At 67.2% G+C, this 15,389-nt stretch carries 4 protein-coding genes and 1 pseudogene; 3 read left to right on the plus strand and 2 right to left on the minus strand.

Annotation, left to right across the window (positions count from 1 at the left end; genetic code table 11):
* Positions 1-118: 118 nt before the first annotated feature.
* A complete protein-coding gene (locus tag OG507_RS40045) occupies positions 119-805 on the plus strand; it encodes a GGDEF domain-containing protein (protein WP_327372336.1) in 687 nt (228 codons plus the stop codon).
* Positions 802-1,237 (plus strand): annotated as a pseudogene (locus OG507_RS40050) (hypothetical protein); the annotation flags it as partial. The gene OG507_RS40045 and the pseudogene OG507_RS40050, both read left to right, overlap by 4 nt.
* Before the next feature lie 61 nt (positions 1,238-1,298).
* Here OG507_RS40050 and OG507_RS40055 read toward each other — a convergent pair.
* Both OG507_RS40055 and OG507_RS40060 read right to left on the minus strand, forming a co-directional pair.
* Positions 1,299-1,733 carry a hypothetical protein gene (locus OG507_RS40055; RefSeq protein ID WP_327372337.1) on the minus strand — a complete coding sequence of 145 codons (435 nt, stop codon included), beginning with the start codon at positions 1,731-1,733 and terminating at the stop codon, positions 1,299-1,301.
* A gap of 81 nt (positions 1,734-1,814) precedes the next feature.
* Complete coding sequence (locus OG507_RS40060; protein WP_327372338.1) at positions 1,815-7,928, minus strand: DNRLRE domain-containing protein; 6,114 nt, start codon at positions 7,926-7,928, stop codon at positions 1,815-1,817.
* 942 nt (positions 7,929-8,870) lie between these two features.
* On the opposite strand from OG507_RS40060, the gene OG507_RS40065 reads away from it, so the two are divergent.
* Entirely contained in the window at positions 8,871-15,044 is a 6,174-nt protein-coding gene (locus OG507_RS40065) for a DNRLRE domain-containing protein (protein ID WP_327372339.1), read from the plus strand.
* Positions 15,045-15,389: the final 345 nt, after the last annotated feature.

Genomic DNA, 15,389 nt, shown 5'->3' on the forward strand with positions numbered 1-15,389 from the left:
CCGCCGCTCGCGGCGACTTCGCGCTGTAGCTCCGCCCCGGGACGGCCGCCAAAGGCCGGAAAACCAGTCGGCCGCCCCGGGTCACCCATCCCGTACGAGACGAGAGGGAGATCCAAGTATGGACCCAGTCACGCGCGTTGCGACCCCGATCGGACAACGCGCTCTCATCATCACCACCCTCGCGGTCCCGCTCACCGGCTGGACCGTTCACGCGCTCACACTCTACCGGCGACTCGCGGCCGAACGCCGCGATCCGCTCACCGGAGCCCAGCGCCGCGCCGCGTTCGAGCGCCGCGCACAGCGCCTGCTCGCCCGGCACCGGCACGACTCCCTGCTCTGCATGGTTATTGACCTCGATCACTTCAAGGGCCTCAACGACCGCCACGGCCACGCCGCCGACGACGCCGCGCTCGCCGCGACCGGCGAACGCCTCGCCCGGTGGGCCGGACCGCACGGAGTCGTCGGCCGCCTGGGTGGAGACGAGTTCGCCGTCGCCACCCGCGTGAACCCGACGCACGACAACGCGATCGAGCAGCACCTCCAGCAGCTCGTGGACGTCCTGAGCGAGCCCGTGCCCACGCAGGCCGGCCCGCTCGCCGTCGCCGCGTCGGTCGGCACCGCCGTCCCCTACTACCTCGGCATCCACGCCCTGCCCGCGCTGATGCGCGGCGCGGACGTCTCCATGTACCGCACCAAGCACTCCGGGCAGTACGGCTGGGCGGAGATCGAGGACCTGGAAGCGCCCACCGTCAACGGCCGCCGTGTCGGCCGCCCGGGGGCCGCGCTGCTGGAGCGTGCCGCATGAGCAACGCACTCGAAGGTGGCGACTGGATCCGCGGCATCACGATCCGCCAGCCCTGGGCCACCTGCATCCTCGCCACGAAGCGCACGGAGAACCGCCCGGCCAACTGGCCCTGGCGAGGCTGGCTGCTCCTACACGCCGGACTGACCACCGAGCGGGCCCCGCTGCGCGACCTCCTGGTCGCCACCGCGATCCGCAGCCGCGAGCTCCACACCGGCGCGGTCATCGGCATCGCCCGCCTCACCGACTGCCACCAGGACCCCCAGGGCACCGACCCGTGTTCCCGCTGGGCACAGCCCGACACCTAGCACCTCATCCTCACCGACGTTCACGAACTCCCCCTCCCGATCCCCGCTGTACGCGGACAGCTTGGAGCGTGGAAGCCCACCCCGGATCGTGGACCAGGTCCGCCTCCAGCTCCCCCAGCGCGCCCCGGCTGCATGCTTCACGTCGTGGCTGATGTCGAACCTTGCCTCTTGCGGGTGGCAAATTTGGCCTACGAGTATCGCTTCCCCAGCTGGGCGCGCATCCAGGTGCGGTGAAACTCCATAGGGTCCTCTGATCCTGCCTCCGTGGAGGTGGGGGTGGGTAGTTCTGTAGCTTCGCTCGCGAGGGCTGCTCCGCTTTCAATTTGGAGTGACCTCATAGGGGTTTTGTTGAAGAACTCGACGAGAGTGACTGTATCCCCCTCTGCGAAACGTTTTACTGAGATCTTTGTATGATCGAAATCGTCAGGGACGATACGGGCGAGGATCACTTGTAGGGCCCAAATGATGAGCCTGACTCGCTTACCGGTTGCATCCCGGCATTCGTAAGGTCGGTCCCAATCGTCGATGAACTCGACAACAAGCGCCAACCGATCTGGGGTATCAATCTGGCTCTTTGTTCCCTCCTCGTCGATATAGACAAGGGGGTAGGTCACATCGCTCATTGCTGTCTCCTTCGGAGAAAGGGCCCGTCGACGGGTTTCGACGGGCCCTTCGTTCAACTAGTTGGTGTCGTTGATTCTATGTCAGAACCGTCGCCACCACGGGCCATTGTTAGGGGCGCTGTCCCACGGTCGATGCCGCCCGATTCCGGGCCGACGGTGGTAGTGAGGCCAGTAACCGCGGCGTCCATTCAGCCGGTGCAGGTCGACACGGAACTTTTGGTGTCCCTTGTAGCTGTACTTGCAGCCGAATCCACCCACATTGGGGTAGCGGAAACATTTAACGGACGAGTTCCGGACGAATCGCCTTACGCTGTGATAGCCGCGCCTGGCACTTCGGTAACCCGACTTGGCCCACCTATAACCCTTCTTGATCCAACCGAATCGTTTGCCGTCGAGGTCGTATTTGTTGAGGGGGTCGGCGTGGACGTATTCGTAGGCGTTGGCGTTGCCTCCGTATACGGGGTCGAGGGAGAGGAAGCGTCCGGTGGTGGGGTTGTAGAGGCGGACGCCCATGAGGGTGAGGTTGTTGGGGGTTTCGGTGGAGCGTTGTTTGGCGCCGAGCCAGTTGTAGCGGGTGGCGCTCTGGCCGGTGCGGGGGTTGCCGTACTCGTCGCTGTCGAGGGCGACGGGGGGCTTGGCGGTGTCCAGCGGGAGCTGGAGGGCGATGTCGCCGTGGATGGTGGTGAGTTGCAGGACGGTCTCGCCGGTTTTGCTGGTGGTGGCGGCGAGGTTGCCGGTGGCGGACTCGACGTTGCGGGTCAGCGCGCCGGTGGTGGTGTCCTCGGTGATCCAGCGGGGGTTGTCGCCGTCGCTGTCGTAGTGGTTGGTCTTGGATCCGGTCTGGGTCCAGGTGGTGCCGCTTCCGGTTTCGGTCTTGAAGGATCGGAAGCGTTGCTGGTTGGCGTCGAGCTGCCAGGTCTGGCGCTGGGTGCCAGCGGTGATCTGGTAGGCCAGGTCGTTGGCGTGGTAGCCGATGGTGCTGCCCGGCAGGGCGGTGGTGCGGCCGAGGTTGTCGTAGGTGTAGCCGGTGTCGACGAGCCGGTCGGCGCTGTCGTAGGTATGGGTGGTGGTGGTGCCTCCGGTGGTGGGGCAGTCGGTGCCGGGGGCGCCGGCGGCGGTGTTGCGGGTCTTGCGGTTGGTGCGGTTGTCGAAGGTGTAGGTCCGCTTGGTGCAGATGGTGTCAGCGGTGTCTTCGACGGTGGTCAGACGGCCGGTGGCGTCGTATCCGTAGGTCTGGTCGGACCAGCCGGCGTGGCGGGTGACCTGGCCGTGGACGGACTCGGTAGTGGTGTCGGAGACGACGATGACGCCGTCGCTGTCGCGGGTGTAGGTGCGCTCGGTGGCCGAGCCGGTGGTGTCCTCGTTCTGGGTGAGGGTGTATCCGCCGGGCAGCTTTTCGGTCGCGACCGATCCGTCGGCGTCGTAGGTGGCCTGGAAGACACCGGCGATCGAGTCGGTCGTCTTGGTGACCAGGCCCCGCGGCTCAGCGGCGTGGTCGTAGGTGAGCGTGACCGTGGAGGGCACGTTGTCACTGACCTTGACCGGACGGTTGAGCAGGTCGTACTCGGTTGTGGTGACGCCGCCGTCGGCGTCGGTGTAGGAGATCTGGCGGCCGAGCTTGTCGAATGCCTTGGTGATCGTGCCGCCGGTCGGCGACGTCACCTTCACGGCCAGGCCGGTGGCCGGGTCGTAGCTGGTGGTCGACTCGGGCACGGCCTGGCCCAGACCGCCGGTGATGGCCACCTTCGTGGCACGGCCGGCGTTGTCGTAGGTGGTCGCGGTGGTGCGCGTGGTGCCGTTGGCCGTGTCGGTGACCGTGGCCGCGTTGCCCCACCAGTCGTACGTGGTGGTGGAGGTGGGCAGGTTCGCCGGGTTGGTACCGCCGCCGGTGATGGCGCCGGCCGGACCGGTTGAGCACAGCTGGTCGGCCCATTCCGGCCGGCCGTTGCAGGCGCCGGTGCCGGTCGCTGACCAGTAGCTCGTTACCCGGGTGCCCGCGTCAGTGCCGGTGGCGCCGGGCAGCTGCTGCTTGGTCACGCGGCCCTGGGCGTCGTACTGGGTGGTCTCGGTGATCGCCAGACCACCGGGGTCCTTGATCGTCTGGGTGGGCAGGCCCTTGGCCCAGTCGTACACGCTCTGCAGCGCACGGGTCTCGCCATGGACGCTCGGGTGCTCGCGCACCTGGGCGCCTGTGGTGGTCTTGGTGACCTGGTCCTTGACCGTCGCGGTCCCGTCGGTGGGACGGCCCGCGTCGTACTCGTTGACCGTCCAGGAACGGGCGGTCACCGAGCTGCCGGCCGACACCAGCGTGGTCGTACCGGACTTCAGGTCGGCGGTCAGGTCGATGCGGTGCAGCGGCCCGAGCTCCTCCATCTCCCGGGTGCCGGTCTCGTTGTAGAGAGAGGTGGTGGACAGCAGGTTCGCGCGCTCGGCCGAGGGCAGCTGCGCGATGCCGAGGTCGGCCTGGGCCGCCCGGTCGTTCGCGCTCACGCCCAGGGCGATGGCCCGGTTGGCGGCCGTCAGCTCGCGCACCGTGTTGCCGAAGCGGTCGGACTCGGTGGTGGTGATGTTCCCGCCGGGCGTTGCGGCGTTGACCGAACGCCCCGAGACACCCATGTAAGTGACATCGGCGCGGGTGTAGTCGGAGGCGGTCAGCGCGTCACCGGAGTGCGCGCCGGGCACCGCGTCTGCGGGGAAGACCGCGGCCGCGTCGGTCGGGGTGTCCGTCTGGCCCCAGTCCTTCACATTGGTTGCGCCCATTGCATATGGGGCCTTCGTGCCGGTCAGCGGCACGTCGTAGACGACCGAGGTGGCAGAGGTGCCTTCCTCGACATCCGCAGTGCCCTGCTTCAGGCCGGAGCGGGATGCCTTCAGCAGCATGCCGTCGCCGGCGGTGGCCGCGCTGCCGGCCTTGCCGTACGTGAAGGTCCAGGGCAGCTCACCGGCCGAGGTCTGGCCCGTGACCCGGCCCGCCGTGTCGTAGGTGTACTCGGTCTTCAGCGCTGGGCTGATCTGCGAGGCCCACTCCTGACGCAGACGGCCGTCCGTGTCGTAGGCGTAGGACTGCACGACCTTGGACGTGGCCGCGGCCGCGGCCGGCTCGGTGGACCACATCCGGATCTCCTTCACCTGACCGGTGAAGTCGCCGAAGGCGGAGGCGGTGGCGGTGGTGGAGGTCGCATACACGAACTCCACTACCCGGCAGCCCTTTGTTGCGGGCGTTGCGGTGCAGGTGGCGGCACTCGCGGCGGAGGTCGGCGCGATGACCCGCTTGGGGCGGGACAGTTCCTTGCCGTCCACAGTCACGGCCTCGGAGACCACTGTGGTGGTGGAGTTGGTCAGGCCGTCCAGCAGGGTGCTGGAGACCTGCCAGGTCGCCACGGCCGGGTCGGGCTTGGTGAACTCGGTGACCGTCCCGCTGGTGTCGGTGAGGGTGAACGATCCGCTGACGCTGCCCGTGAGCGTCAGGTCCTCGGACCCGGGCTCCGGAATCCAGCCGCTCTTCGCCGAGTTGGCGGTGAAGTGGATGGCATCACCCTCCGAGAGCACCACGTCAATGGCGGTGTCGGAGATCTTGCGGATGTGGGAGTAGTCCGACTCGGTTGCCTCGGCGACGGTGCCGGAAACCCATTCCTTGCCGAAGATCGGCGCCTGGCCCTCCTGGCTGCCGCCCTTCTGCGGGTCCCGCGAGGAGGCCGTGCGGGAGACCGTCAAGCCGAAGGCTGAGGTGTCAGTGGCTGAGAGGGTGTAGTCGCCCGTCAGCAGGTTCACTGAGCCCGGGCCCACGTCCTCGGCCGCGGCGCCGCTCGCGTTGCGGTCGACGACCGCAGTCAGCGGCTGGGTCGACCCGGCGGCGGAGTTCGGGCCGGTGAAGTCGGCCTTGATCTGGACTGTGCCGTCCGGATTGACAGTGTCGGTGGTGTTCCAGACCAAGGGCGCGTTCTTGCCGCCGGTCAGGGGCACCGGCCAGGCCGTCACCGCAGTGCCGCCGGAAGTGACGTCACCCGCGGGGATCTTCACCCACGCATCGGCCTCCGAACGCCGCCAGGAGAACGACACCTGGTCGTACTTGCCACCGTCGGCCTCGGCAACCAGCGGCAGACGGCGAGCGGTGCGCTCACCCTCGGCAGGCTGGACGAAGCCGCCGGGGCCGGCGTGGAAGGTGTACTCCACCGCCTCGGACTTGTTGTCAGCCTTGTCCACCGCCCGCACCTGCAGCGTGTGAGTGCCGTCCTTGGGCGGGGCGAGAGATATCGCCTTCGCACCGGAGGCGCCGCCGGTCGCGACCTTGGTCCAGGTCACACCGTCCAGCGACCACTCCAGCCAGTTGTGGTCCGCAGCCGGCGGGGTCACGTTGAACACCCCGGCCTGGCCAACGCCCTTGACCCACGCGGACGAGGGGTAATCCGTCGATGAGATCGCGCCCGGAGCGGACGGCGCCGCCGTGTCGACCGTGAAGGTCTTCCACGCCGACCAGCCGACGTTGTAGTGCGCCCCGTCATACGGCGAGGTGCGGAACTTGTACGTCTTGCCGTTGGTCAGCACCCCGGCCGGCACGGTCACAGAGGCGACCTGCCCGGAGGGCACGTACTTCGACACGATGACGTCGCCGACCTGCGTGTTAGTGACGTTGTCGAAGATCTGGAAGGTGCCGTTGACCTTGTCACCGTCAGCATCCACGAACGTGTCGCGCAGCGTCGGCGTCACGGTGTTGACCGTGTAGGCACCGCCGTAGGAGAAGTACGGCGGACCGGCCTCCTGCTTGGTTCCGGTACGCGGACGGTAGTTGTAGTTGACCACCAGCTTCGGCGGGTTGGCCGCGTTGTTGGCGGAGTTGACCCGCTTCCACTGCGCGGTCACCGTCTCGCTGGCGGCACGCAGGCCCATGCCTGAGGTGGAGTTCTTCGCCGAGGCCCACTCCTGCACGAGGGTGGTGACGTCGGCGTTGATCCAGCCGTCAGCAGCCGAGGTGCAGGCGGGGTTGCCCTTGGTTTCGGTGGAGGTGGCCTTCGTCGCTGTCCAGGCCGGCTGCGCGGTCCAGCGCGAGGCGGTGGACGCCTTGCCGGCCGACCCCACCTCCCAGGGCTGGGCGGTGCACGTGGTGTTGCCGGAGTGGAAGTTCCACAGGCTCAGCTTTGCGCTCGACACCAGCGCGTCGGAGATCGGCGCCGTGTTCCACGTGATGAAAGAACGCGCCGTGCGCGGCGTGCCGTCCGGGTTCGTAGTACCCGGATTACCGAGGTCGAGCTCGGTGTCGGACGACCAGTCGACGGTCTCACCCTGCTGCACATACGTGTCGAACAGGTTCCCCAGCGACGACGTCGAGGGGTCGACCGTGACCGGGTACTTCGTCTCCGGATCGGCCAGGAACTGCGCATCCGGCGTGACGACCAGGTCCACACCGCCCTTGGCCTTGACGACCTTCATCGCGACGCGGGCTCGCCGGGTGTGCTCACCCGAGACCTTGTCCACGCTCGCGTCCCACATGACGGGGGCCGGCATGACCGCGGTCTTCTTCGACTTCTTGTCGGTGAAGAGCAGGCTGCCGTCCTTCTGCTGCTCGACCTTCAGCCCTTTGGACCGAAGCGGAAGCGTGTAGGAGAAGCCGGCTGCGGGCTTGCTCTTCACTTCCACGAACTGCTCGAACCCGACACGGGTCGCCTCGACGACCACGTCCGCACCCGGCACGGCGTTGATGTACGTGGCACGTGTGCCGTCGAGCTTCGGAGCGGGAAGCCCGCCCCGCCACTGCAGGGTGATCTGCCCGTCGCCTTCGCCCAACGTCACCAAGTCGGTGGCCGCGGTTGCCTGAGCAGCCTTCAGCGAGACCGCTTTCGTGCCGGACTTCCCGGACAGGCGAAGACCACGGGGATGCGCCTTCGACTGGACCGACCCATCGGAGAGAGCCTCGAGCTCCACATCGACATCGCGCCACTGCTCGGAGTCGTCCTTGAAGCGAACGGGACCGGCAGAGAGCTCCGTCGTGAGGGACCCGTTCTTGTTCACCCACGTCGTCGACGACTCAGTCCGCTCGGACAGAGCCTCGACCCGCTTGCCCGACAGGCGAGCCAGGACACGAGCAGACGGGATGTCACTCGCCGCAGTCGCATACTGCCGTGCCTGCTTGGGCTGTGCCTTGGCATCCAACGGGCTGGCCAGCACCATCTCCGAGCCCTGCAGCACCGTGACCGCCATGGTCAAAGCGAGAGACGCGGCAACCCGCCGTCTCCACGCACCTGGCGTCGGCCGGGCACCACTGTGCCAAGCCATCAATCTTCGGTTCATTGGTTCCGTAACCCCCCACACACAGCTGCCCCACAGTTAGGGCAGCAGGACGGAAACTAACCCACACCGAAAAGGGAGCAAACGGGGCGAACTGCACACACAAACGATCTTTGTGCGTACCCACATCAATAACTTGGCTTGAAAATGATCAGCTGACGGGGAACTAAGCCGTACCCGCCCCCACCAGGGAAAACAGAACACCGCTAAGGGTGATCACGCCGGGATGTCTCGCCCAACGATGTCAGGGAGGGGCCGTCATGCCGACTCCCGCTACTGGCCACCGCAATCCGGGGAGAGCGCGTCATGGGGTGATCGCGTTGCCCCAGATTTTGCCACCCTCTCTCCTTGGGCCGAGTCAGTTCAACTCAGACTGAGGAATGGCCTCTTCCGCGCCAGCGTGGGTTCCTGGAGCCGCTTGCGTCAGCTTCCGTGTCACACACGAGGAGTCGCCGATGTCGCGCCAAGGCGCGGAGGGTGTGAATGCTCGCATCAGCCGTCACGACTCTCCTGGCGAATGGCGGGTAGTGCACGATCGGCGTCACCGAATGAGTCGACTGGTGGGTGTTCTGTTTTCCCTGGTGGGGGCGGGTACGGCTTAGTTCCCCGTCAGCTGATCATTTTCAAGCCAAGTTATTGATGTGGGTACGCACAAAGATCGTTTGTGTGTGCAGTTCGCCCCGTTTGCTCCCTTTTCGGTGTGGGTTAGTTTCCGTCCTGCTGCCCTAACTGTGGGGCAGCTGTGTGTGGGGGGTTACGGAACCAATGAACCGAAGATTGATGGCTTGGCACAGTGGTGCCCGGCCGACGCCAGGTGCGTGGAGACGGCGGGTTGCCGCGTCTCTCGCTTTGACCATGGCGGTCACGGTGCTGCAGGGCTCGGAGATGGTGCTGGCCAGCCCGTTGGATGCCAAGGCACAGCCCAAGCAGGCACGGCAGTATGCGACTGCGGCGAGTGACATCCCGTCTGCTCGTGTCCTGGCTCGCCTGTCGGGCAAGCGGGTCGAGGCTCTGTCCGAGCGGACTGAGTCGTCGACGACGTGGGTGAACAAGAACGGGTCCCTCACGACGGAGCTCTCTGCCGGTCCCGTTCGCTTCAAGGACGACTCCGAGCAGTGGCGCGATGTCGATGTGGAGCTCGAGGCTCTCTCCGATGGGTCGGTCCAGTCGAAGGCGCATCCCCGTGGTCTTCGCCTGTCCGGGAAGTCCGGCACGAAAGCGGTCTCGCTGAAGGCTGCTCAGGCAACCGCGGCCACCGACTTGGTGACGTTGGGCGAAGGCGACGGGCAGATCACCCTGCAGTGGCGGGGCGGGCTTCCCGCTCCGAAGCTCGACGGCACACGTGCCACGTACATCAACGCCGTGCCGGGTGCGGACGTGGTCGTCGAGGCGACCCGTGTCGGGTTCGAGCAGTTCGTGGAAGTGAAGAGCAAGCCCGCAGCCGGCTTCTCCTACACGCTTCCGCTTCGGTCCAAAGGGCTGAAGGTCGAGCAGCAGAAGGACGGCAGCCTGCTCTTCACCGACAAGAAGTCGAAGAAGACCGCGGTCATGCCGGCCCCCGTCATGTGGGACGCGAGCGTGGACAAGGTCTCGGGTGAGCACACCCGGCGAGCCCGCGTCGCGATGAAGGTCGTCAAGGCCAAGGGCGGTGTGGACCTGGTCGTCACGCCGGATGCGCAGTTCCTGGCCGATCCGGAGACGAAGTACCCGGTCACGGTCGACCCCTCGACGTCGTCGCTGGGGAACCTGTTCGACACGTATGTGCAGCAGGGTGAGACCGTCGACTGGTCGTCCGACACCGAGCTCGACCTCGGTAATCCGGGTACTACGAACCCGGACGGCACGCCGCGCACGGCGCGTTCTTTCATCACGTGGAACACGGCGCCGATCTCCGACGCGCTGGTGTCGAGCGCAAAGCTGAGCCTGTGGAACTTCCACTCCGGCAACACCACGTGCACCGCCCAGCCCTGGGAGGTGGGGTCGGCCGGCAAGGCGTCCACCGCCTCGCGCTGGACCGCGCAGCCGGCCTGGACAGCGACGAAGGCCACCTCCACCGAAACCAAGGGCAACCCCGCCTGCACCTCGGCTGCTGACGGCTGGATCAACGCCGACGTCACCACCCTCGTGCAGGAGTGGGCCTCGGCGAAGAACTCCACCTCAGGCATGGGCCTGCGTGCCGCCAGCGAGACGGTGACCGCGCAGTGGAAGCGGGTCAACTCCGCCAACAACGCGGCCAACCCGCCGAAGCTGGTGGTCAACTACAACTACCGTCCGCGTACCGGAACCAAGCAGGAGGCCGGTCCGCCGTACTTCTCCTACGGCGGTGCCTACACGGTCAACACCGTGACGCCGACGCTGCGCGACACGTTCGTGGATGCTGACGGTGACAAGGTCAACGGCACCTTCCAGATCTTCGACAACGTCACTAACACGCAGGTCGGCGACGTCATCGTGTCGAAGTACGTGCCCTCCGGGCAGGTCGCCTCTGTGACCGTGCCGGCCGGGGTGCTGACCAACGGCAAGACGTACAAGTTCCGCACCTCGCCGTATGACGGGGCGCACTACAACGTCGGCTGGTCGGCGTGGAAGACCTTCACGGTCGACACGGCGGCGCCGTCCGCTCCGGGCGCGATCTCATCGACGGATTACCCCTCGTCCGCGTGGGTCAAGGGCGTTGGCCAGGCCGGGGTGTTCAACGTGACCCCGCCGGCTGCGGACCACAACTGGCTGGAGTGGTCGCTGGACGGTGTGACCTGGACCAAGGTCGCGACCGGCGGCGCCTCCGGTGCGAAGGCGATATCTCTCGCCCCGCCCAAGGACGGCACTCACACGCTGCAGGTGCGGGCGGTGGACAAGGCTGACAACAAGTCCGAGGCGGTGGAGTACACCTTCCACGCCGGCCCCGGCGGCTTCGTCCAGCCTGCCGAGGGTGAGCGCACCGCTCGCCGTCTGCCGCTGGTTGCCGAGGCCGACGGTGGCAAGTACGACCAGGTGTCGTTCTCCTGGCGGCGTTCGGAGGCCGATGCGTGGGTGAAGATCCCCGCGGGTGACGTCACTTCCGGCGGCACTGCGGTGACGGCCTGGCCGGTGCCCCTGACCGGCGGCAAGAACGCGCCCTTGGTCTGGAACACCACCGACACTGTCAATCCGGACGGCACAGTCCAGATCAAGGCCGACTTCACCGGCCCGAACTCCGCCGCCGGGTCGACCCAGCCGCTGACTGCGGTCGTCGACCGCAACGCGAGCGGCGCCGCGGCCGAGGACGTGGGCCCGGGCTCAGTGAACCTGCTGACGGGCGACTACACCCTCTCAGCCACTGACACCTCAGCCTTCGGCTTGACGGTCTCCCGCACGGCCTCCTCGCGGGACCCGCAGAAGGGCGGCAGCCAGGAGGGCCAGGCGCCGATCTTCGGCAAGGAATGGGTTTCCGGCACCGTCGCCGAGGCAACCGAGTCGGACTACTCCCACATCCGCAAGATCTCCGACACCGCCATTGACGTGGTGCTCTCGGAGGGTGATGCCATCCACTTCACCGCCAACTCGGCGAAGAGCGGCTGGATTCCGGAGCCCGGGTCCGAGGACCTGACGCTCACGGGCAGCGTCAGCGGATCGTTCACCCTCACCGACACCAGCGGGACGGTCACCGAGTTCACCAAGCCCGACCCGGCCGTGGCGACCTGGCAGGTCTCCAGCACCCTGCTGGACGGCCTGACCAACTCCACCACCACAGTGGTCTCCGAGGCCGTGACTGTGGACGGCAAGGAACTGTCCCGCCCCAAGCGGGTCATCGCGCCGACCTCCGCCGCGAGTGCCGCCACCTGCACCGCAACGCCCGCAACAAAGGGCTGCCGGGTAGTGGAGTTCGTGTATGCGACCTCCACCACCGCCACCGCCTCCGCCTTCGGCGACTTCACCGGTCAGGTGAAGGAGATCCGGATGTGGTCCACCGAGCCGGCCGCGGCCGCGGCCACGTCCAAGGTCGTGCAGTCCTACGCCTACGACACGGACGGCCGTCTGCGTCAGGAGTGGGCCTCGCAGATCAGCCCAGCGCTGAAGACCGAGTACACCTACGACACGGCGGGCCGGGTCACGGGCCAGACCTCGGCCGGTGAGCTGCCCTGGACCTTCACGTACGGCAAGGCCGGCAGCGCGGCCACCGCCGGCGACGGCATGCTGCTGAAGGCATCCCGCTCCGGCCTGAAGCAGGGCACTGCGGATGTCGAGGAAGGCACCTCTGCCACCTCGGTCGTCTACGACGTGCCGCTGACCGGCACGAAGGCCCCATATGCAATGGGCGCAACCAATGTGAAGGACTGGGGCCAGACGGACACCCCGACCGACGCGGCCGCGGTCTTCCCCGCAGACGCGGTGCCCGGCGCGCACTCCGGTGACGCGCTGACCGCCTCCGACTACACCCGCGCCGATGTCACTTACATGGGTGTCTCGGGGCGTTCGGTCAACGCCGCAACGCCCGGCGGGAACATCACCACCACCGAGTCCGACCGCTTCGGCAACACGGTGCGCGAGCTGACGGCCGCCAACCGGGCCATCGCCCTGGGCGTGAGCGCGAACGACCGGGCGGCCCAGGCCGACCTCGGCATCGCGCAGCTGCCCTCGGCCGAGCGCGCGAACCTGCTGTCCACCACCTCTCTCTACAACGAGACCGGCACCCGGGAGATGGAGGAGCTCGGGCCGCTGCACCGCATCGACCTGACCGCCGACCTGAAGTCCGGTACGACCACGCTGGTGTCGGCCGGCAGCTCGGTGACCGCCCGTTCCTGGACGGTCAACGAGTACGACGCGGGCCGTCCCACCGACGGGACCGCGACGGTCAAGGACCAGGTCACCAAGACCACCACAGGCGCCCAGGTGCGCGAGCACCCGAGCGTCCATGGCGAGACCCGTGCGCTGCAGAGCGTGTACGACTGGGCCAAGGGCCTGCCCACCCAGACGATCAAGGACCCCGGTGGTCTGGCGATCACCGAGACCACCCAGTACGACGCCCAGGGCCGCGTGACCAAGCAGCAGCTGCCCGGCGCCACCGGCACTGACGCGGGCACCCGGGTAACGAGCTACTGGTCAGCGACCGGCACCGGCGCCTGCAACGGCCGGCCGGAATGGGCCGACCAGCTGTGCTCAACCGGTCCGGCCGGCGCCATCACCGGCGGCGGTACCAACCCGGCGAACCTGCCCACCTCCACCACCACGTACGACTGGTGGGGCAACGCGGCCACGGTCACCGACACGGCCAACGGCACCACGCGCACCACCGCGACCACCTACGACAACGCCGGCCGTGCCACGAAGGTGGCCATCACCGGCGGTCTGGGCCAGGCCGTGCCCGAGTCGACCACCAGCTACGACCCGGCCACCGGCCTGGCCGTGAAGGTGACGTCGCCGACCGGCGGCACGATCACCAAGGCATTCGACAAGCTCGGCCGCCAGATCTCCTACACCGACGCCGACGGCGGCGTCACCACAACCGAGTACGACCTGCTCAACCGTCCGGTCAAGGTCAGTGACAACGTGCCCTCCACGGTCACGCTCACCTACGACCACGCCGCTGAGCCGCGGGGCCTGGTCACCAAGACGACCGACTCGATCGCCGGTGTCTTCCAGGCCACCTACGACGCCGACGGATCGGTCGCGACCGAAAAGCTGCCCGGCGGATACACCCTCACCCAGAACGAGGACACCACCGGCTCGGCCACCGAGCGCACCTACACCCGCGACAGCGACGGCGTCATCGTCGTCTCCGACACCACTACCGAGTCCGTCCACGGCCAGGTCACCCGCCACGCCGGCTGGTCCGACCAGACCTACGGATACGACGCCACCGGCCGTCTGACCACCGTCGAAGACACCGCTGACACCATCTGCACCAAGCGGACCTACACCTTCGACAACCGCACCAACCGCAAGACCCGCAACACCGCCGCCGGCGCCCCCGGCACCGACTGCCCCACCACCGGAGGCACCACCACCACCCATACCTACGACAGCGCCGACCGGCTCGTCGACACCGGCTACACCTACGACAACCTCGGCCGCACCACCGCCCTGCCGGGCAGCACCATCGGCTACCACGCCAACGACCTGGCCTACCAGATCACCGCTGGCACCCAGCGCCAGACCTGGCAGCTCGACGCCAACCAGCAACGCTTCCGATCCTTCAAGACCGAAACCGGAAGCGGCACCACCTGGACCCAGACCGGATCCAAGACCAACCACTACGACAGCGACGGCGACAACCCCCGCTGGATCACCGAGGACACCACCACCGGCGCGCTGACCCGCAACGTCGAGTCCGCCACCGGCAACCTCGCCGCCACCACCAGCAAAACCGGCGAGACCGTCCTGCAACTCACCACCATCCACGGCGACATCGCCCTCCAGCTCCCGCTGGACACCGCCAAGCCCCCCGTCGCCCTCGACAGCGACGAGTACGGCAACCCCCGCACCGGCCAGAGCGCCACCCGCTACAACTGGCTCGGCGCCAAACAACGCTCCACCGAAACCCCCAACAACCTCACCCTCATGGGCGTCCGCCTCTACAACCCCACCACCGGACGCTTCCTCTCCCTCGACCCCGTATACGGAGGCAACGCCAACGCCTACGAATACGTCCACGCCGACCCCCTCAACAAATACGACCTCGACGGACGAGCGTGGTACAACCCAGTTCGCTGGGTGAGGAGCTGGCGAGGTGTACGGCGGAGGCATGCCAGCGCTGACTTTGCCCACTCTGCCGTGATGTTCGGCGTCGGCTTCACGCCGTTCAGAGCGGTACGCGCCGCTCGGGGGCTGAGTAAATGGCGGACTGTCACACGTTCGTGCCGTGGCCGCTGGGGCTGGGCCCGGTGCGGAGGCGGCGCATTGGCGCTGTCTGAGGTCACAAGCACCTACTGGTACGGAAAGAACACCCTCCGCCACGTGAACCGGGGCTACGCAAACTTCAAGGCACAGCTCATGAACTCCATGACTCCCTATCCCCGCTACAGGTACAGGAAGTGGCGGGGCCGATTCTGATGCGTGAGTGCGACGGAAGGAAGATCCTCAAAACTCATGCCTACTGGGCGCTTGTAGCACTCATCACGATGGACAGTCCGATCGATCTCGGTGTCATTGCCGTTGTTCAGAAAGCGTTCCTCGCAGTACTGACTGTGGCCGTGATCTGGGAGACGTCGCGCTACATTGTCCACCGCTGTAAGCGGAGCTGATCCTCGCCGTCCAGCGGCTTCCCACCAGGCTGTCGCATTGCACTTCACACACTTTGGCCCCGCCCATAGCGGGGCCAAAGTCATATACGGGCAAATCGCCTACCCTGCCAACGGCAGGCCCAGATTCCCGTTCCGGACCCGGCTGTCCGCGTGG

It is taken from the genome of Streptomyces sp. NBC_01217, assembly GCF_035994185.1.
In the GTDB taxonomy this organism is placed as follows: domain Bacteria; phylum Actinomycetota; class Actinomycetes; order Streptomycetales; family Streptomycetaceae; genus Streptomyces.

Coding starts and splice junctions, on each gene's coding strand:
- OG507_RS40060 (WP_327372338.1), bottom strand. CDS start 7,928: ATGGCGGTCACGGTGCTGCAGGGCTCGGAGATGGTGCTGGCCAGCCCG.
- OG507_RS40045 (WP_327372336.1), top strand. CDS start 119: ATGGACCCAGTCACGCGCGTTGCGACCCCGATCGGACAACGCGCTCTC.
- OG507_RS40065 (WP_327372339.1), top strand. CDS start 8,871: ATGGCGGTCACGGTGCTGCAGGGCTCGGAGATGGTGCTGGCCAGCCCG.
- OG507_RS40055 (WP_327372337.1), bottom strand. CDS start 1,733: ATGAGCGATGTGACCTACCCCCTTGTCTATATCGACGAGGAGGGAACA.